This window comes from Nitrospira sp. (assembly GCA_030653545.1).
GTDB lineage: Bacteria > Nitrospirota > Nitrospiria > Nitrospirales > Nitrospiraceae > Nitrospira_D.
Genome location: JAURZE010000027.1, coordinates 1 through 17,843, shown reverse-complemented (window position 1 = coordinate 17,843; position 17,843 = coordinate 1). Strand labels below are relative to the sequence as shown.

General features: G+C 58.6%; 19 protein-coding genes. 8 read left to right on the top strand and 11 right to left on the bottom strand.

Annotated elements, in window-relative coordinates; all coding sequences use genetic code 11:
- The first annotated feature begins 223 nt into the window (after positions 1 to 223).
- Positions 224 to 559, top strand: a complete 336-nt coding sequence (locus tag Q7U39_14885) for an SCP2 sterol-binding domain-containing protein (protein ID MDO9119244.1) — start codon at positions 224 to 226, stop codon at positions 557 to 559.
- Between the two features lie 127 nt (positions 560 to 686).
- Positions 687 to 1,556, top strand: coding sequence for a ribosome biogenesis GTPase YlqF (gene ylqF / locus Q7U39_14880; GenBank protein MDO9119243.1), 870 nt, complete (start codon positions 687 to 689; stop codon positions 1,554 to 1,556).
- Between the two features lie 18 nt (positions 1,557 to 1,574).
- Here ylqF and Q7U39_14875 read toward each other — a convergent pair whose 3' ends face one another.
- From Q7U39_14875 to Q7U39_14830, 10 genes are all read right to left on the bottom strand, one after another.
- Positions 1,575 to 4,760: an efflux RND transporter permease subunit gene (locus Q7U39_14875; GenBank protein ID MDO9119242.1), complete on the bottom strand. Its 3,186-nt coding sequence runs from the start codon at positions 4,758 to 4,760 to the stop codon at positions 1,575 to 1,577.
- A gap of 121 nt (positions 4,761 to 4,881) precedes the next feature.
- Entirely contained in the window at positions 4,882 to 6,057 is a 1,176-nt protein-coding gene (locus Q7U39_14870; GenBank protein ID MDO9119241.1) for an efflux RND transporter periplasmic adaptor subunit, read from the bottom strand.
- Positions 6,054 to 6,704, bottom strand: coding sequence for a TetR/AcrR family transcriptional regulator (locus tag Q7U39_14865; protein MDO9119240.1), 651 nt, complete (start codon positions 6,702 to 6,704; stop codon positions 6,054 to 6,056). The genes Q7U39_14870 and Q7U39_14865 overlap by 4 nt, the downstream gene beginning before the upstream one ends.
- An 86-nt stretch (positions 6,705 to 6,790) precedes the next feature.
- Positions 6,791 to 7,222 (bottom strand): PilZ domain-containing protein, encoded by a 432-nt coding sequence (locus Q7U39_14860; protein ID MDO9119239.1) that lies wholly within the window; start codon positions 7,220 to 7,222, stop codon positions 6,791 to 6,793.
- 14 nt (positions 7,223 to 7,236) lie between these two features.
- A complete protein-coding gene (locus Q7U39_14855; protein MDO9119238.1) occupies positions 7,237 to 7,632 on the bottom strand; it encodes a PilZ domain-containing protein in 396 nt (131 codons plus the stop codon).
- A 36-nt stretch (positions 7,633 to 7,668) separates the two neighbouring features.
- Complete coding sequence (locus Q7U39_14850; protein MDO9119237.1) at positions 7,669 to 8,040, bottom strand: PilZ domain-containing protein; 372 nt, start codon at positions 8,038 to 8,040, stop codon at positions 7,669 to 7,671.
- A 48-nt stretch (positions 8,041 to 8,088) separates the two neighbouring features.
- The gene (locus Q7U39_14845) at positions 8,089 to 8,475 is read right to left on the bottom strand and encodes a hypothetical protein (protein ID MDO9119236.1); all 387 of its coding nucleotides are present in this window, start codon (positions 8,473 to 8,475) and stop codon (positions 8,089 to 8,091) included.
- A gap of 331 nt (positions 8,476 to 8,806) precedes the next feature.
- Positions 8,807 to 9,229 (bottom strand): PilZ domain-containing protein, encoded by a 423-nt coding sequence (locus Q7U39_14840; protein MDO9119235.1) that lies wholly within the window; start codon positions 9,227 to 9,229, stop codon positions 8,807 to 8,809.
- Between the two features lie 297 nt (positions 9,230 to 9,526).
- Positions 9,527 to 10,042: a hypothetical protein gene (locus Q7U39_14835; protein MDO9119234.1), complete on the bottom strand. Its 516-nt coding sequence runs from the start codon at positions 10,040 to 10,042 to the stop codon at positions 9,527 to 9,529.
- 16 nt (positions 10,043 to 10,058) lie between these two features.
- Complete coding sequence (locus tag Q7U39_14830; GenBank protein ID MDO9119233.1) at positions 10,059 to 10,607, bottom strand: hypothetical protein; 549 nt, start codon at positions 10,605 to 10,607, stop codon at positions 10,059 to 10,061.
- A 157-nt stretch (positions 10,608 to 10,764) separates the two neighbouring features.
- On the opposite strand from Q7U39_14830, the gene Q7U39_14825 reads away from it, so the two are divergent.
- The 6 genes from Q7U39_14825 (at position 10,765) to Q7U39_14800 (ending at position 16,405) form a co-directional block, all read left to right on the top strand.
- Positions 10,765 to 11,262, top strand: coding sequence for a thiamine pyrophosphate-binding protein (locus Q7U39_14825; GenBank protein MDO9119232.1), 498 nt, complete (start codon positions 10,765 to 10,767; stop codon positions 11,260 to 11,262).
- Positions 11,259 to 11,837: a thiamine pyrophosphate-dependent enzyme gene (locus Q7U39_14820; GenBank protein ID MDO9119231.1), complete on the top strand. Its 579-nt coding sequence runs from the start codon at positions 11,259 to 11,261 to the stop codon at positions 11,835 to 11,837. The genes Q7U39_14825 and Q7U39_14820 overlap by 4 nt, the downstream gene beginning before the upstream one ends.
- 88 nt (positions 11,838 to 11,925) lie before the next feature.
- Positions 11,926 to 13,008 (top strand): aminotransferase class V-fold PLP-dependent enzyme, encoded by a 1,083-nt coding sequence (locus Q7U39_14815; GenBank protein MDO9119230.1) that lies wholly within the window; start codon positions 11,926 to 11,928, stop codon positions 13,006 to 13,008.
- Positions 13,005 to 13,724 (top strand): phosphocholine cytidylyltransferase family protein, encoded by a 720-nt coding sequence (locus tag Q7U39_14810; GenBank protein ID MDO9119229.1) that lies wholly within the window; start codon positions 13,005 to 13,007, stop codon positions 13,722 to 13,724. Before Q7U39_14815 ends, Q7U39_14810 begins: the two co-directional genes overlap by 4 nt.
- Before the next feature lie 65 nt (positions 13,725 to 13,789).
- Entirely contained in the window at positions 13,790 to 15,214 is a 1,425-nt protein-coding gene (locus Q7U39_14805; protein MDO9119228.1) for a CDP-alcohol phosphatidyltransferase family protein, read from the top strand.
- 192 nt (positions 15,215 to 15,406) lie between these two features.
- Positions 15,407 to 16,405 carry a lysylphosphatidylglycerol synthase transmembrane domain-containing protein gene (locus Q7U39_14800; protein ID MDO9119227.1) on the top strand — a complete coding sequence of 333 codons (999 nt, stop codon included), beginning with the start codon at positions 15,407 to 15,409 and terminating at the stop codon, positions 16,403 to 16,405.
- An 81-nt stretch (positions 16,406 to 16,486) separates the two neighbouring features.
- Here Q7U39_14800 and Q7U39_14795 read toward each other — a convergent pair whose 3' ends face one another.
- Complete coding sequence (locus Q7U39_14795) at positions 16,487 to 17,569, bottom strand: GDSL-type esterase/lipase family protein (GenBank protein ID MDO9119226.1); 1,083 nt, start codon at positions 17,567 to 17,569, stop codon at positions 16,487 to 16,489.
- Positions 17,570 to 17,843 lie beyond the last annotated feature (274 nt).

The following is a 17,843-nucleotide window of genomic DNA, read 5'->3' as shown; positions in this document are numbered from 1 at the left end:
CTGGTCTTCGCCCGCATCCACGCCTCCAACGTCTGTTTCTGTTCTCCCGTCATCGGCAACGAGTCGGTTGGTTTCCACATACCCCAGACGATACCAGAACCAACCAATATTGGAAAGATATTACTGAGACACTACACTAGTTAGTTGCTGAATTGCCTGCGCGTGGGGGCCACAGATCCGTGGCCCCCATTGCCGTCACCGACAACCTCTCCTCTATCCATTCATGAAACTCTCCACCATCGGTGAATTTTTCCAGTTGCTTCCGGACTCACTCGATCGGGATGCCGCCGAAGATGTGGTCGTCGTGTATCAATTTGATCTGAGCGGCACTCAGGGCGGGCAGTATTCGGTCCAGGTAAAGGATGGGGCCTGTACGGTGCAGTCAGGGGTGCATGCCGATCCGCAGGTGACGATCTCTATGGCGGGGGAGGACTGTCTGAAGTTGCTCAACGGCAAGCTCAATGTTCCGGCCAGCGTGATGACCGGCCGCCTTCGGGTGAGCGGAGATATGGGCCTGGCCATGCAGCTCAAAGCGCTGTTTCCTACTCTCGGGGCCTGACTTCCCCTCGGTTGTTCATCGCTCAATTCTTCGTGGCTGACTGCACGCGCGGAGCCTGTGCTTGACGGCTCTTACTCCTCTCTGCGACGCTGTGCACCTGTCCTTTTGATCAGAAAGACGCCCCATCATGTCGATACAGTGGTTTCCCGGTCACATGAATGCCGCGCGCAAAGAAGCGGCCAAGACGATGGAAGCGATCGATGTCGTCGTCGAGGTGCTGGATGCGCGGGTCCCCCAGGCCAGTTGTAATCCATTGATCGAGGAGTTGCGTCTGCCCCGGCAGCGTCCATGCCTTAAGGTTCTGAACAAGGCCGATCTTGCCGATCCGGCGGTCACGAAGGCCTGGATCGAGCGGTATAACCAACAAGAGGGTGTGACGGCGGTGGCTCTGTCGTGCAAGGGGGCAGGTGACGCGGCCAAGATCCCCAGGTTGTGTCAGCAGATCGCGCCCCATCGCAACAGTATCGTCAAGCCGCTACGCATGCTGATCATGGGTGTCCCCAATGTCGGCAAATCGACCCTGATGAACACACTCCTCAAGCGGCGCATCGCCCGTGTGGGGGACGAACCGGCGGTGACCAAAGTGCAACAGCGGCACAAGCTGAACGACAAGATGGCCATCATCGACTCGCCCGGACTGCTCTGGGGAACGATCAAAGATCCACAGGTAGGTTTGTTGCTCGCGACGATCAATGCCGTCGGACACACGGTCGTGGATGACGAGACCGTCGCCGAATTTCTTGCCGGAAAGTTGCTCGAGCGGTATCCCGCCAGGCTGACAGCCCGCTACGGCTTTGTGACCGAGGGCCTGACGAATGCCGGGGTGATCGAGGCGATCGCCAAAAAACGCGGTTGTCTGTTGGCCGGAAGCGGCGGGGCGTTGGATCGGGACAAGGCGGCGAGGATTCTCTTAGCCGATTTTCGCGACGGCACGCTGGGTCGCGCCAGTTTGGAAGTTCCAGGGCCGGAGGAAGAAGCGCCGTCTGAACCGGCTTGAGTAGGGGCTGAGCCGGGGCTACTCCAGTGCCGGAACCGGGTTGGTTGGGGCGGGAGCGGCAGCCGTCTGCTCTTCGTTGAATTTCCTCGGGAACCATTCTTCAAAAATCATATACATAGTCGGCACGAGGAAGAGGGTCAGCAACGTCGAGACGCTGAGCCCTCCGACGACGGACCGCGCGAGGGGCGCGTTGGTTTCTCCGCCGGTGCCCCAGCCGATCGCCATCGGCAACAGGCCGAAGACGGTCGCGAGCGAGGTCATTAGGATCGGACGCAGCCGCGTGCGCGAGGCCGTGATGACCGCGTCCGCCAACGAGTAGCCTCTGCGGCGCAAGACGTTCGTATAATCGACGAGCAGCACGCCGTTCGAAACCACGATCCCGAGCATCATGATGATGCCCATCATCGAGGTGGTCGACAGAGTCGTGTTGGTCAGGAAGAGAATCAAGATCACGCCGGGGAAACCCATCGGCACCGAGAACATGATGATGAAGGGGTCGATCAACGATTTGAACTGCGCCGCCATCACCATGTAGACCAGGGCCAACGCGAGGACGGTGGCGAACTGCAGGCCCTGGAAGGTTTCCCGCTGTTGCTGAATCTGCCCGGCCAGCTTGATGGTGAATCCGGTCGGCAACTGGATGGCGGCAAAGGCCGACTCCAGGTCTTTGGCAATGGCGCCCAACGGGCGCGTGGTGGGGTTGGCGGTAATGTGGACGACGCGCTGAAAATATTTCCGGTCGATCTTCACCGGTCCGGCGTTCAGCTTCAGTGAGGCCACGTTCTTGAGCAGCACCGGCTCTCCTGCCTTCGTGGTGAGCAGAATGTTGTCCAGGTCGGTCAGGTCCTTGCGGTGCTCTTCGGCCAGCCAGGCGCTGATGTAGTACTCATTTCCATTCTGCGGGTCGGTGTAGATGATCGGGTCGGTCTGGCCGTTTCCGTTGAGCGAGAACAGCACGGCGTTGGCAACGTCGGTTTCACTGATGCCGAGCAGCGCCGCCTTTTCCCGATCCACCACCACGTTGATCTCCGGGTAGTTCTCTTCGCGGCTCACTTCGATGTCGGCGATTCCCGGTATCTTGTGCATGGCGTCTTCGACCTGGCGGATCACGCCGCGCGCCTTTTCAAAATCGTATCCGTAAATCTCGACGTCGATCGATTTCTGCGAGCCGAAACTGGTCACCCGTTTTACCAATCCACCCGGATCGAAGAACATGGCGACGCCGGGGAACAGCTTGATGATTTTCGGCCGCACGTCATTCATGACCTGCACCTGGTTCCGCGTCCGTTTGTCCGGCGGTGTGAGGTAGACGGAGATGACGGAGGTATGCGGGCCGGTATTGGGATTGAAAAGGGAGGAGCGGCCCTGGGCGAGGACGCCGGTGCTGGAGACCATCGTTTCTAGTTCATCAGGCGGAATGTTTTCTCTGAGCACCCGTTCGACTTCGGCGACCTGCTGTTCCGTCTTTTCTACGCGTTGGCCGACCGGGGCGCGCAGGACGATGCGGAACTGGCTTTCGTCCGAGACCGGCAGGAACTCCGTGCCGATCATCGGAAGCAGCATGAGGGAGCCGATGAAGATCAGCACGATGGTGGCGATGAACAGACGGCGGTGCGCGAGCACCCAGCGCAACGAGTCTTCGTAACTCCGATCCAGCGATTCGTAGCGGTCCCGGCTCCAGTCCATGAGGCGCACGAACCAGGCCGGCATCGACCGGTGCGCCTCCTGTTCGGGCTTCAGAAACTTGTAGCAGAGCGCCGGGGTGACCGTGCGCGAGATGAAGAAGGAGGTGAAGAGGGCGATGGCGATGGTGACGGTCAGCGGAATGAACAGCAAGCGCGCGATGCCGACGACGAAGAACATGGGCAGGAAGACGACCACGGTCGTGACGGTCGAGGCGAAGATCGGCATGGCCACTTCGCGGGCGGCTTCCAGGATCGCGTCCCATCGGCGCGGAGTCGTATTGAGATGCCGCTGAATATTTTCCAGTTCGACGATTGAGTCGTCGACGAGCCGGCCGATGCCCAGAGCCAGTCCACCCAAGGTAAAGACGTTCAAGGTCTGGCCGGTGAAGTAGAGCACGATGAAGGTCACCAGGATCGACAGCGGAATCGAAACGGAGATGATCAGGGTGCTCGTCAGATTGCGCAGGAAAATCAGAATGACGGCGGCCGCGAGCAGTGATCCGTGCAGGGCCTGCTCGATCAGGTTCTGAATGGACTGGCGAATGTAGACGGATTGATCGAAGGAGATGCCGAGTTTCACGCCCGGCGGAATACCGATCATCTTGGGGAGTGCGGCGCGAAGGGCGTCTACGACTCCCACGGTATTGGCGATGGGTTGCTTGTTCACGCGGAGATACACGGCCCTGGTGCCGTCGGTACGGACGATGTTGGTCTGGATGTCGGAGGAATCGGTGACGGTTCCGACGTCGCGCACGCGGACGGGATTGCCCTGCTGATTCACCTTGACGATGACGTCTTGAATCGGATCGACCGTCTTGAATTGATTGTTCGTGAAGACGTTGTAGTCGAGATTGCCGGCCTTCAAATTGCCGGATGGGAGGATCAGATTGGCCGCTTTGACGGACTTGACGACGTCGAGGATCGAGAGCCCGCGCGCGTTGAGCAGGGCCGGGTCCAGGTTAATGTTGATCTGTCTGATCTTACCGCCTTCGACCGTTGCGGCGGCAACATCGGCGATCTGCTCGATCTGCGGCGCGATCGTGTTGTAGGCCAGGTCGTAGAGCGCCCGTTCGTCCAGATCGTCGCTGGAGACCGTCACGAAGGACACCGGGATATTGGAGACGTCGAACTTGACGATAAAGGGTTGCAAGATGCCGGGCGGCAGACTGTTCAGAATCTGGGTGATGCGCTGCATCACCTCCATCTGGCCGACATTGATGTCGGCGCCCCAGTTGAACCAGATCTGGACTGCGCCGATGCCTTGTTTGGAAAAGGACTCGACGTGCTCCACGTTGGAAGCGGAGCTCACGGCTTTTTCGATGGGATAGACGACGCTTTGCTCGATGTCGAGCGGCGGTGCCCCCTTATAGATGACTCCGACGAAGGCGACGGGTACCTGGATGTTGGGGAAGAGATCGACGGGGAGCCGTTCCAGCGAGGTGACGCCCAGCACCACCATCGCGAGCGACAACATCAGGATGCCGATACGATTCCTGAGTGCGAGTAGGGTCAGCCACATAATGGAAGTGCTGAGCGGTGAGTGCTGGGTGCTGAGTGAATAGTCATTGTGAATATATCCGCAAAACTCTTACGCATTCCCCCATATCGGAAAATTTGACTCGGCACTCAGGACTCAGCACTCAGGACTGCGGAAGCGGTTGCGTCTGCACCGGGGTGCCGTCGTGCACGAGGTCTTTGCCTGATACGATGACCTGTTCGCTGCCGGTCAGCCCTTTCGTAATCTCCACGCGATTCTCCTGGCGGGCGCCAATTTCGACATTCACGCGTTGCGCCTTGCCGTCCCGCACGATGTAGACATACTGCACGTCTTCCAGCCGGCTGACGGCGTCGATCGGGATTTGCACGGCCTGTTGGTGGGTACCCACCAGGGCTTCGACACGCGCGAACATGCCGCCCTTCAACGCCCGGTCCTTATTGGAGAGATCGATCTCGACGGTCATGGTGCGAGTGGCGCGATTGAGTGCCTGGACGATACGGGTGACCGTTCCGTCGAATACGCGATCGGGATAGGCTTCGGCGCGGACCTCTGCTTTCTGCCCGATATGGACAAGAGGAATATCTTTCTCGACGACTTCGATCAAAATCCGCACGGTTTCGATCTCGTGCAGGCTCAGGATGCCGCGCGAATTGGCCGAGGTGCTGGCGGTGGCGCTGGTGACGTTGGCGCCCGGATCGAGGTTGCGCTCGGCGACATAGCCAGCAAAGGGTGCGCGGATATAGGAGTAGGCGAGATTCGTCTCCGCCTGGGCGAGCGCGACCTCCATCTGCTTAACCTGGGCCTGGAGGGATTCCAGGGCGGCAGAGGCGCCGTCGAAGTTCACCTGCGCGTTGTCTAAATCCTGCTGCGAGACAAACTGATCTTTAATGAGGGCTTGCATCCGGTCGAGCGTCAGCGTTGCATTGCGAACGGCCGCTTGTTGTTGCGCGACCTTCGCCTTGGCCGCTGCGAGGTTCGCCTTGGCCTGATTGACGGCATGTTGATAGTCCGTATGGTCGATCTCCACCAGCAGTTGATTGGGTTTGACGTGATCCCCCTTGTCCACGTGAATTTTGGCGATGTAGCCATCGACCCGTGAAAAGAGGTTCACCACCTGGTTGGGAATAATATCGGCGGTGTAGGCCAGGCGGATAGGGAGGTCCTGTTTCAACGGGAGGGTCGTTCCCACCGTGATGACGCGCGTCTTCTTGTTATCGGTTTTGGCGCCGCTGCTCAGACGGAAGACCACCAGCGCGGTGACGGCGAAGAAAATGATCACGCCGAGAATGACGAAGGGGTGTTGCTTCAACGACCTCATATCCGGGTCCTTACTTTCCTGGGGCGGCTGGTGCGAGGCACCGCTACGAGTCCTTGGAGAAAGATGTCGACATAGGTGGAGACGGTGTCATCATAGGGCCGATCGATCGGGACCCCGAAGATTTCGTGCAGCAGGCGATGATGGACGACCATGCCGATGAAGGCGCGGGCGGCCAAGAGGGGATCGACCTGTCGAAAAGCGCCGTCCTCAACCCGCGTGTGAATGTAGGTTGCCAGATGGTCGTAGAAGACTTTGTGGTGCTTGCCGAAAAACATGTCGGACAATTCGTGGCCTTCCAACGCGCTGAACAGCAGGAGCCGCAGTAAGGTGGGGTCGACGCCGGGGCGAATCCGGTAGCTGGCGATCAAGGTGAACACGCGCCGGTCGTCCCGCTTTTTGGCGGATTCCTCGATCGCGCTGAGGAGTTCGCTGACCGTGACTTTTTCCGCAAGGATGGCCGCATACAGGGCGCGCTTGGTCGGAAAGTGTTTGAAGACCAGCGCTTCACTGATACCGGCGGCCCTGGCGATCTCTTTCGTCGTCGTGCCGTTGAAGCCTTTTTTGGCAAACAGTGTCGTCGCGGCCTGGATCAGGCTCGCCTGGCGCTCGGTGCTGGACTGTCTGGATGGTTGGGCTATCCGCGTCATCGTATGTAAGTGAGTCATTACTCACCGAAAAGGTAGCACGGCCAGAACGGGGAAGACAAGCAATGGCTTGAATCGAAGGGGGGCCGTTATCTCAGTATGTGTTGGCGTGTCTGTGAATGGTGCGGCTCTTCGACCACGGCAAAGAGCGGGAGAAGATCGCTCATGGCGGCATCGGGGAGGTGCTTCCACAGAAACCGGCGAAGGCGTGAACGTTCGAGCGGACTCACGCGCGCAAAGCTCAGCCCGTACCGGGACCCGTCGACCCACACGACCTGCGCATCCGTAATCAGCACCGTCTGAGGAAGCTCGAGGACCAGGGCCAGTCTCTCTCCCACGGTGAGACGGCTTTTGCTTTCGAGGCTGCATCCGACATCAGAGAGATCGAGCAGGAAGGCCTTGCCGGTCCGGGTTGCTTTATGGCGCTGCGCAAACTGCAGGCGTCTGGTCACGGTGATGCGATAGGTCTGTCGCTGGTCTGCTCGTGATGGCTGATTCTGTTGCGCGGTGGCTGAAGACATCGTGGGTGCTCCTGTTAGGCTTTCCCGCCGGTACGAGTCGTGTGAAAGATTGTATGGAGAAACCGCTGAATGCGGTGTTCCGAGGTGCCCGGACTATGTGGGGGCTTCAGGCCAAACCGGTGCTCGTGGACCCATGCGACCTGAGCCTGAATGACGAAGGGCGGATCTTTCTTGTCGGGCAGAGAGAGAAACAGGGTGAGACCCATGTCGACCGTGACCGGTTGGTTGCCCCGGACCCCCAATCCTCCCCGCGACATGTCGACAACCGTGCCATTGCCCATGATGACGTCGGTTTCGTTCGAGCCGGAATACATCAGGCCGAACGAGAGGGGGATGCGGTTGATCCCGCGTCGTTCAGCCATGGGGCTATTGAAAAACCCTGGTGTCTTCGGGACAGGGTGCAGTGTCATAACCGGATCCTTTCACGCCGTGACGGGCGTCGCGGTCTAGTGACAGTCAAGGAGGGCATCCATCCAATTCATCGTCCCGACTTTCTGAGGTGGGAGCTGCATGCCGCAGCGTTGGCCATCCATCCAGAGTACCCGCACTTGCGGGATGCAGAGAGGGCGTTCAGCCTCGGGCAGTTCGAGAAAGAGCGCGAGTTCCATTCCCTGTTTGAGCCCCCGGACGCCAGTGAGGCCGAAGCCGTGGCGGCTTAGGTCAACGATGGTCGCGTGGCCCAGCACAATCTTTTGGCCTTCCGTGCCCGAATACCGAACCTTGAAGGTCCCGCCGATCCGCGGATCCCGCCGGCGCTCGGCTCCGGCTAGGGCGGTGTGTGAGGGTGAGGTTGTCGAATCTGATTTCCACCAACTCATTGTGCGAGATCTCTCTTTCTGTTCCCGTGTCTGTGGCTCATGGCGTGACTACGCCGCATAACAGAAGTCTGCCGGCGCCTCCCGGCGATTTTGCACCAGGGTTGCTAGTTGCTGCCGGGTTGCCTCAGGCACTTGCCGGAGATCCACATCGAAGGACTGCGATGTGGATGACGACACCTGTCCGCCCACAAGGTAGAGATGATCATCCGAGTCAGGAATGGCGACCATCAGGGCGAGTTCCATCCCGGGTTTTACCGGGCAATCGCCATGGATCTGCATCCTGTCGGCTGAAACGGCGGTGATGGTTCCATCGCCAATGACAAACCGGCCGTTATCCATTCCCGAATAGCAGGCTTGCAGGTTCTGACGGGAATCCGTTTCGTGCCGAGCGATCATCGGGGAGCCCTGCTCTGCGTATGTCTTGGTGTGTTCCATGGTCTGGTTCCTTCCCGGCCCCTCGCGGCCGTTTGCGTTGTCCTGATGGTGTAACCCTACCCCGAGGCAGGCCGTTTGACAGCCCCCTAGGCGGGGGGTGAGGGGACCCTCCTGAAGGGGGGCTATATCAGAAAGCCGTGTCAGCATTGGTGCTGAACCCGCATCAGGTCTGTCGGTATTGCCGGAATGTGAAGAGGCGGGGGAGATCATGACCGGCTGGAACTGGCCCCTGAGGACTCATTCGGGCAGGGCGCTGCCGGTTCCTGATATGCAAAGGCCCCGGCGGTGATGTACCGTCGAGGCCTTGCGAAGGAGCTGTGGAACAGGGAGTTTAGACTAGCCGGAATCGGGGCCGCTGATCGTGAACGGTCGCATGCGAGATGTTTTTCCAGATACAGGCTTGCAGCCGTTTCCGCTGGTCTTGCGAGATCTGCATGAATCGAACGGAAAATTGGCACCCCGACACCCAGACAACATGCGCTGAAGTGAGGCACAGCGGACCCTCTCCATCGGGAAGATTAATAGTAAGACTGAGGAGGGTTCCCCGAGTGACCGGGCGATCGCTGATGATCTTGCATCCCGATACGGAGATATCTTTGGTCAGCCCCTGTCCGGCATGAGGCTGACTAGGGATGTCGCCCTTGTATCGGACCTTACAGCTGATAGCGAGTCGTTCGGTATAGCGTTTGTCCAGGCTGGAATAGGCCGGCCGCATCGGCTTCGGGGGCTCGGGGAAGGACTTTCTCATGCTCATATTGGCCTCAGATCTATGTCTAGGTGGTGATGCTTCTACCCTTGTCGGGTGTTTCGTGGTCTGACTGTACCGTGATTTGCGCATGCTTGAAATTCCCTGAGTGGAGGGGGTGATACCCTTCTTTGAGTGGGGGGCGAGCAGAGTGAGTAGCTCCGCCTCTATCGAACAACATGAAGGAGTATTGGTTGAAAAGCCAACGATTGATGGATATGGGGAGCGGGGTTATATCCCGTGAAATGAAGCCGGTTTTAGCGATCTTGGGAAACGTCCGTACGGAGGCGAGAGATAAATCAGGTCTTAGAAGACCGTTCCTGAATTTCCTTCCGAGAGTTTTTCGCGCAGAATGCGGCTCTCGAAAAAGATGATCCCTCGTTCGATTCGTGACTCGTACCGGAGCGTAATTTCCGTGTCGAAGCCATGCCAGGCATAGACGCGGATAGGGCCCACCGAGATCTGTCCCGGCGTGCGATCGAGCGGACCATATTGGGTTTGCAGATAGGTCAGGATCTGTTCGTGCGTGTCTTTGCCCTGGTAGCGGACCAGCACGCGGCCGAACTTTCCGTCAAAAGTTGTGTAGCGCAAGACCTCGACCGGAATCGTTCCGAGCGTCGGCTTTCCGGTTTTCAGCTCATACGACAGCAAGCGACCTGCTTCTTCGACTTTGGCGAACTGGTCGCCTTCCGTCAGCGCCGACTCCCAGGGCAGCCCTTCAAACCCGTTTGGATCGTTGAGAATCGGGACGGCCAGCGCCAGAGCCGACTGGAATAGAAGCCCGAGGGTCAGGGTGGTCAGGCCGAATGGGAAGCGGATCATCGTGTTTCAGATTCCCTTACTCAGCGGAGTCCGTAATATGGTCGTTGAATCGCGGCGCCAGCGTGCGGCTATCGATGAAGATGAACCCGCGTTCGGTGTTGGCTTGATAGGTCACATTGATCTCGGTTTCCGGCCCACGCCAATTATATTGCTGATTCAGTCCCCGCGCCATCTGCCCGGGGATACGTTCCAACGGCCCGAATTGCGTTTCGAGGAATCGCATAACCTGGGCATGGATCTGCTCGCCCTGGTAGCGAATGGTGACGCGGGCGAACTGATCATCGACCGACAGGAGGAGAATGCTGGTCATTTCAGCCCCGGCGAAGGTGGCGGGGCCGGTCGTGGAACGATATTCGGTGATATGGGGGCCGGTCCGTGACGGGACTACATCCGTGCGTCCCTTCAGCACGGTCCCCCAGGCAAGATTCTGAAACCCTTTCGGGTCGTTGATCATCGGGACGGCAGACACCGGCAACGTGTGCAGCACGCTGGAAACACAGACCAGCCCGAGGAGAAGACGCCGGAGCAAATGGTTACTCATGGTGTCGCGAACGATCCGAAACACGATCCATTCTCGCACGCTACCATGGCGTCGGGGTCGGCGCAACCGGGATGTTTTGTTGAGAATGCGCGCAGCCCTGTCTTATAATGCGCCGGCTTTTAGAACGGGACTGTGCCCAGCGGGCTCAGCACAACGGCATCGACAAAGGATCGGGAGCGAGATGATTGAAAGTGATGCATTTGTTCAGGCCTTGCAGGATATAGGAGTCGACTTCTTTACCGGAGTCCCGGACTCGATCCTGGGCGGCATTATTGCGGAACTGATGGTGCGGCGGCTCTATACGCCGGCGGTGCGCGAAGACGAAGCGGTAGGAATGGCGGCCGGCGCCTATATGGCGGGGAAGATCCCTGCTGTGTTGATGCAGAATTCCGGGCTCGGCACGTCTCTCAATACGCTTATCTCGTTGAACATGATTTACCGGCAGCCCTGTATTCTGATCGTGTCCTGGCGCGGCCAAGGGGGCAAGGATGCTCCGGAGCATCTGGTGATGGGCGAGGTGATGCCGCAGTTTCTCGACACCATGAAGATTCCGCACCGGACGCTGACTGAGAAAACCGCCGTCGAAGATTTCAAGTGGGTGGCCGAGACCTTTATGAAGCAACGCATTCCCGTTGCGCTGGTGATTACCAAGGGTGTCGTGAAAGGGTTGCATCCATGAGGCCTGAAGAAGGAACCCTGATCAGCCGGGCGCAGGCGTTGGCCGCGCTTCTCGAATTGCTGACCGACCAGCCCGTGATCATCTGCAACGGCTTCCCGTCACGCGAAGCGCACAAGATTGCGGATCGTCCTACGCACTTTTATATGATCGGCTCCATGGGGAATGCTCCCGCGATCGCACTAGGTGTGGCTTTGGCCAAGCCGAACAAACAAGTCATCACCTTCGACGGCGACGGCAACGTGCTGATGGGGATGGGGACCCTCGCCACGGTCGGCGCGTTGAAGCCGAAGAATTTCATTCATGTGGTGTTCGACAACGAAGTGTATGGCACCACCGGCAACCAGCCGACGATTTCGAACGTGGTGCCGCTGGAGAAGGTTGCCAAGGCGGCCGGCTATGTGAGCGTGGAGCGCGTGCTCGATCGCGAGGACCTTGTCTACGAGTTCAAAGATATGCTGAAGAAAGACGGGCCGAGCATGTTGCTCATCAAGGTCAATGAGTTTGCCGAAGATGCCGGACGGGTGCTCTATGAGCCGCCGGACATCACGAAGCGGTTTATGAAAGCCATTGAGTAAGTAGGTAATGAGTGACAGGTGATAGGGTCAGACATTTCCGGACGTGCGTGTTACGCCTCCCGCGTCACGCAGTACAAGGCTTCACACAATGATTCTCCTCAATCCAGGTCCGGTCAATGTGTCCGAGCGGGTGCGGCAGGCGTTGTTGCGGCCGGATATCTGCCATCGTGAATCCGAGTTCACCGAGTTGCTGCTCCGGATTCAAGGCAAACTGCTGAAGGCCTTTGTGCCCGGCGCGGAATCCGAGTATGCCGCCGTGCTCATCACCGGCTCAGGCACCGCGGCGGTCGAGTCCGCGCTGATGTCCGCCATCCCTCACGGCAAGCGGGTGCTGGTGCTGAATAACGGTGTGTACGGCGAGCGCCTGTCTCAGATGGTCGGCTTGCACCGGTTGGGTGTGTCTGAGCTTAAGTACGATTGGACCGCCAGGCCGGATCCTGAGCGTCTCCGGCTCGCGTTGCGGCAGCATCCCGAAGTGCACGCGGTGGCGATGGTCCATCATGAAACCACCACCGGTCTGATCAATCCGGTGAAAGAGATTGCCGACGTGGTCGACAGTCAGAACCGCGCCTTCATTCTCGATGCCGTCAGCGGACTGGGCGGAGAGCCGATCGATATTGCCGGGTCGCATATCTATATGGTGGCGGGCACGGCCGGCAAATGCATTCAGGGCTTTCCCGGCGTGTCGTTCGTCCTGGTACGCAAGGGGTTCCTTGAGCGGATGCGCCAGTATCCGAAACGGTCGTGGTATCTCCACCTCACACATTATGTCGACGATCAAGGCCGCGGCACGATTCCCTTCACGCCGGCGGTGCAGGTGTATTATGGTTTTGACGAAGCGCTGAGCGAATTGCTGGAAGAGGGCGTGGCGAACCGGATTCTGCGCTACAAGAAGGCGTCGACCCTGATCCGCGCGCGCATGGCGAAGCTGGGGGTCAAGCCGATGCTGACGCCTGAGCGCCAGTCGAACACCATTACCGCCTACTCGCTTCCCGACGGCGTGACCTATGACCAGTTGCACGATCGCCTCAAGGCGCAGGGCTATGTCATCTATGCGGGGCAGGGACAATTGGAACACAAGATTTTCCGTGTGGCCAACATGGGCGCACTGACCGAGGCGCAGTTGACCGGATTTCTCGACGCCTTCGAACAGGCCTGTAAACCGGCATGAAGGCGATCATTCTGGCCGCAGGAGTCGGCAAGCGGCTTTGGCCCGTCACGCAGCATCACCCGAAGTGCCTCATCAAGATCGGCGAGCAGACTTTGCTGCACCGGTATCTGACGCTCTTGTCGAGTGTGGGGGTTCGTCAAGCCGACATTGTCGTCGGCTACAAGCAGGAAATGATCCGCGCCGCCGTCGAATCCGATGCCTGCGGCGTCCGGGTCAATTTTTTGGTGAACGAGCAGTTCCATCGGGGCAGCATTTCGTCCTTGTGGATCGCCAGGACTGCGTTCACCGACGATACGATTGTCATGGATGCGGATGTGCTCTTTCATCGGGAAATTTTACAGCGGCTGGTGAGTTCGCCCTACGAGAATGCGTTGCTGATGGATGAATCGGTGAAGCAGACCGGCGAAGAATGTATGGTTGTGGTCGAAGGCGGGCGGGTGATCGCGCTGACGAAAACCATGCCGGCGCGGTATGAGTATGCGGGTGAAGGTGTAGGGTTTCTCAAGGTGCGGCATGCCGATTCGCCGCATCTCGTCGCGTCGCTCCGGAGATTTATTGATCGGGAAGCCTGGCAGATGGAGTATGAAGACGCACTGATCGACTTTTTCCGCGATGTGAAGGTCGGCCATGAAAAGATCGGCGGCTTGCCGTGGACCGAGATCGATTTTCCCGAAGATGTGGCGAAGGCTGAACGCGAGATCCTGCCCAGGCTTTAATTGTAGATCGTGCGTGACGGCCTCTAGGTTTTTCACTGGACCAACAGCGAGCGACGGGTTGCCCGATGAGTGAAAGTCTCATACAGCATCGCGCAGAAGTGCAGGGGCTGGCGACAGCCATTCTGCTGCCATCGGTCAGTGTCTTCGGCGAATCCCTTGATCGTGTACCGGGCAGTGCCGGCCCTCTGACGCAGGTCGTGGGGATCGGGCTGTTTCAACGCGCCGTGCTCACGCTGCAACGGGCCGGCATTCGGCAATTGATCGTGCTCGCCGGTCCGGAAGAAGATCAACTTAAGCAGGCGTTAGGCCGCGGCCCGCGCGTGACGATTCCTGTGCGGTGGATGCCAATCCGGGAGTTCCCGCTCGATGATCCGCGTACCTGGGAGGCGATGGCGGCGGAAGTCCCCGGGTTTTGTCTCGTCGCGAGCGTGCGAGGGGTGTTCTCTCGGGGCTTGATCGAAACCCTGCGCCGCGAGGTGCGGGAGGGACAGGCGATTCTGGTCGCGCAGCCGGTCGCGCAGCGGACAGCCGGAGATCGACGGGTTTCAGTCAAGGTGCAGGCCGAGCGGCTTCTCGCCCTCGGATCGCCCCGGGCCGAAGATGCGACGCTGGTTGCGGCGGATTTGCTCGTGTTGCCGGCCGGCCTTATGGCCGCGGCACAGGATATTCAAACCCCTCCCGGAGCCATGCCGATCCGACGATGGATTGAGCGGGCGGCGCTCGATGGGCAGGTGCGGGTCCTGCGGACGGACGGGCATCCATCCCAGTGGTACCAGGATGTGCGGACGCAAGCCGATGTCCCGGCGGCCGAACGGAAGCTGTTCTCCTCGCTCAAGAGCGAGTTCGAGGGATTCGTCGACCGCTACTTCAATCGCAAGGTATCTCGGTGGCTCACACGGATTTTCCTGGCCATGGGGGCGTCGCCCAACGCGATTACGATGGTGGCGACAGCGCTAGGGCTGCTGGCCGCCGTGGGCTTCGGAGTCGGGACCTATGAGTCGGCCATCGTGGCGGCGTTGCTGTTTCAATTTGCAGCGGTGATCGATTGTTGCGATGGCGAAGTGGCCCGTCTCACGTTTACCGAGTCTCCGTTCGGCGCCTGGCTTGATATTGCGATGGACAACGTCGTGCATATGGCCATCTTCGCCGGAATTGCCGTGGGGGCATACCAACAGTCGGCCGGACAGGCCGAGGCTTGGATCCTGCTCGCGTTGGGTGCGGCTGCCGTGCTCGGGAACGCCTTGTCCTTTGTGTTGGTGACGCGGGCCCAAAAGATCAAGGCGGCGAGCGGGTGGAGGACGCCGGCCCATGCGGCCCGGTCCGAGTTTATGCTGAAGAATGTCGCCAGCCGTGACTTTTCCGTGATTGTCCTGATCGCGGCGTTGTTGGGCAAGCTGAATTGGTTTCTCTGGATGGCCTCAGCCGGTTCCCTGGTGTTCACCGCGCTGATGCTGTGGGTCGTTCGTCCGTCAGCAAGATCTCGTGCGTAGCGGGATGCTGAAAACTGCCCCCAGCTTCGTTCTCGGCAACTCATCCCCCTCAACGTACCGGTCACAGTACGCTTCGGGGGCTACGTACCCTGCGGCCTCGGACGCGGAGAAGGCGCGTCTCGGCGCGCCGAGGGATGGGTGGGTGAGAACCTTCGACAGTTTTGAGCATCCCGAAGATAGGATTCGATCCGCGTGCTGAGAGTCATCCTTCTCCTCGTCGGCTTCCTTACGCTCGGTCTCATCGTCTGGCATATCGGTCCCGGGAACATCTATAACGCCGCGACCAGACTCGGTCCGGTGGCGTTGTGCGTCATCCTTATTCCCTCCTTCCTCATGTATGCCGTCGAGGCCTATGGGTGGAAGATCACGCTTGGTCCAGCCGGACAGTTGGTCTCGTTCCTGCGGGTCTTTGCCGTTCGTACGGCCGGTGAAGTGGTGAACATGACGACACCGACTGCCTATGTGGGCGGGGAGCCGCTCAAAGCCTATCTCTTGCAGAAGTCCGGCGTGCCGATGGTGGAAGGGTTGGCGTCCGTTGTCATTGCCAAAACGACCATGACCATCGCTCAGGTGTTGTTCATTCTTTTAGGGATCGGGTTGGGCTTCTGGATACTGGGTGCGCAGGGTTCGTCTGGACAAATCGTAGCGGCAGGGTTGTTGAGCATCGGGCTGTTGGCCTTCGGGACCATGGCCTTTGTGTTCGTGCAGCGGCGCGGCCTCTTTACCTGGATGTTGGAGACGCTCAGGAGACTTGGTATCCGGATCGGCTTTCTCGAAGCACGGGAAGACAAGCTGCGGGCGCTTGATCAGACGATTGTGAATTTCTATACCCGACACCAGGCGGCGTTCTATGCGTCTACCGGTTTGTACTTCCTGGGGTGGTTGGCTGAGGCGCTGGAAGTGTTCGTCATCATCTACTTCCTCGGAGGTCCCGCCGATGTATCGTCGGCAATCTCGATTGGGGCCCTCTCTGTCTTTATCAAAGGCGGAACGTTCTTCATCCCCGGCAGTCTGGGTGCGCAGGACGGCGGGAATCTGCTGTTGCTCCAAGCCTTCGGCTATTCCGATGTCACCGGGATTACCTTTGCCCTGTTGCGGCGATTCCGCGAGCTGGTCTGGATCGGGATCGGGCTCATGTGCTTAGGTATGGTCAAAGGCACAACTGAATCGTTTCGACGTGAGGGGCAGTAGCAGTGATTGTAGGAGCTGAACGATTCTCGAACAGTCTAGACCCTCAATTGTGAAGCCTGCTCATGCCTTCCAACTGTCTCCTCAGTTGTTGCTTTCCCAGTGCGACGTGAAATCGGCAATAGCAGTTGCGGCAACACGATGGCCTTCGGGTGACCAATGACTATCGTAGTCAAGGTAGCTGAGTGGTCCCTGCCGTGCCTGCTCTACAAAGGCCGTGGTTAAGTCTAAGAACCCGGCGTCCGGTAGCGCTTTATGAGTCATGGCTTCAATCTCTTTGGGGAGATCGTTGGTGACCCAGTATCGCGGCTGGGATTGCTGGTCGAATTCAACGAAGTCTTTGTATACTCTGAACTTGGTCGGTGCAAAAACAAACAGAAACTTTGCTCCCACAGCATGGCAGACTTCGTGCGCCTGGGTGAGGATCGAGCGCAGGTCCTCTAGGGCAGAGTAATCGTCTAAAGATAACGGGTGCCCCTTATAGTGAAAATAGAGCCGAGTCTTAGTGCCCGAAGATGATGTAAAAATCCCCGATATGTCCTTCTCCGTCTCGTGGGAATCCTGATGGGCTCTTTGTGTGTGCATTGAGATAAGAAGACGATCCAAAGCAAGTAGGGCGTTCTTCGTGAAAGCGCGCTGGCGGAATGAGTGGAAATCCTTTGAAAACGTTTCCCAATCCTGAGTGGCCGACTTATAACGGGAAATGTCGGCAAGGTCATTGCCTTCGAAGAAGACCCAAGTACACACGTTGGGGGTGAGTCTCAACCCGTATCGCCGGAGCAATTCCAGCTCCTGTGGCGGGCCGTACCAAGATTGTCCTAAATTAGCAACAGGGCGATTCAAGTATTTGGCCAAGTGAGTGGTCAGCAGGTCGGCAGAGGAAACACCCAATCCTTCCACAAAGGAATCGCCCACGACGATCATGTCTGCGGCGTTCAAGTCGCTGTCATTCCGGAGCCCGTACTGGTCGTATCTATAGTCAACGCCATTCCACAACCAACGATCGTGCGGTTTATGAATGTGCAAGAGCTTGGGGTCGAGCAGGTTGTCCGGATGGTGCCAGGGTTCCCGGACAGGGGTGCTGAGGATCGTTCTGAAGTCAACGATACCGGCCACTACGAGTAGCTCTAGAAAACCTACAATGAGTGCGATGGATGCCCCAGCCAAAAGGAATCGGTTTGCTTGTTCAACCTTTGATGCATTGCTTCGCAGAAAGATCGCGCCCCAGACAACCAGGTAAGAGAGTATGAGAAGAGCGAGTGTGCGGTATGCGGGTTCCGAAGCCCCTGACCAGTAAAAAGCTAGTGTAGTGTCTCAGTAATATCTTTCCAATATTGGTTGGTTCTGGTATCGTCTGGGGTATGTGGAAACCAACCGACTCGTTGCCGATGACGGGAGAACAGAAACAGACGTTGGAGGCGTGGATGCGGGCGAAGACCAG

Coding starts and splice junctions, on each gene's coding strand:
- Q7U39_14865 (MDO9119240.1), bottom strand. CDS start 6,704: ATGACGCGGATAGCCCAACCATCCAGACAGTCCAGCACCGAGCGCCAG.
- Q7U39_14810 (MDO9119229.1), top strand. CDS start 13,005: ATGAAGGCGATCATTCTGGCCGCAGGAGTCGGCAAGCGGCTTTGGCCC.
- Q7U39_14870 (MDO9119241.1), bottom strand. CDS start 6,057: ATGAGGTCGTTGAAGCAACACCCCTTCGTCATTCTCGGCGTGATCATT.
- Q7U39_14820 (MDO9119231.1), top strand. CDS start 11,259: ATGAGGCCTGAAGAAGGAACCCTGATCAGCCGGGCGCAGGCGTTGGCC.
- Q7U39_14885 (MDO9119244.1), top strand. CDS start 224: ATGAAACTCTCCACCATCGGTGAATTTTTCCAGTTGCTTCCGGACTCA.
- Q7U39_14845 (MDO9119236.1), bottom strand. CDS start 8,475: ATGGAACACACCAAGACATACGCAGAGCAGGGCTCCCCGATGATCGCT.
- Q7U39_14875 (MDO9119242.1), bottom strand. CDS start 4,760: ATGTGGCTGACCCTACTCGCACTCAGGAATCGTATCGGCATCCTGATG.
- Q7U39_14840 (MDO9119235.1), bottom strand. CDS start 9,229: ATGAGCATGAGAAAGTCCTTCCCCGAGCCCCCGAAGCCGATGCGGCCG.
- Q7U39_14860 (MDO9119239.1), bottom strand. CDS start 7,222: ATGTCTTCAGCCACCGCGCAACAGAATCAGCCATCACGAGCAGACCAG.
- Q7U39_14815 (MDO9119230.1), top strand. CDS start 11,926: ATGATTCTCCTCAATCCAGGTCCGGTCAATGTGTCCGAGCGGGTGCGG.
- Q7U39_14825 (MDO9119232.1), top strand. CDS start 10,765: ATGATTGAAAGTGATGCATTTGTTCAGGCCTTGCAGGATATAGGAGTC.
- Q7U39_14835 (MDO9119234.1), bottom strand. CDS start 10,042: ATGATCCGCTTCCCATTCGGCCTGACCACCCTGACCCTCGGGCTTCTA.
- Q7U39_14855 (MDO9119238.1), bottom strand. CDS start 7,632: ATGACACTGCACCCTGTCCCGAAGACACCAGGGTTTTTCAATAGCCCC.
- Q7U39_14805 (MDO9119228.1), top strand. CDS start 13,790: ATGAGTGAAAGTCTCATACAGCATCGCGCAGAAGTGCAGGGGCTGGCG.
- ylqF (MDO9119243.1), top strand. CDS start 687: ATGTCGATACAGTGGTTTCCCGGTCACATGAATGCCGCGCGCAAAGAA.
- Q7U39_14850 (MDO9119237.1), bottom strand. CDS start 8,040: ATGAGTTGGTGGAAATCAGATTCGACAACCTCACCCTCACACACCGCC.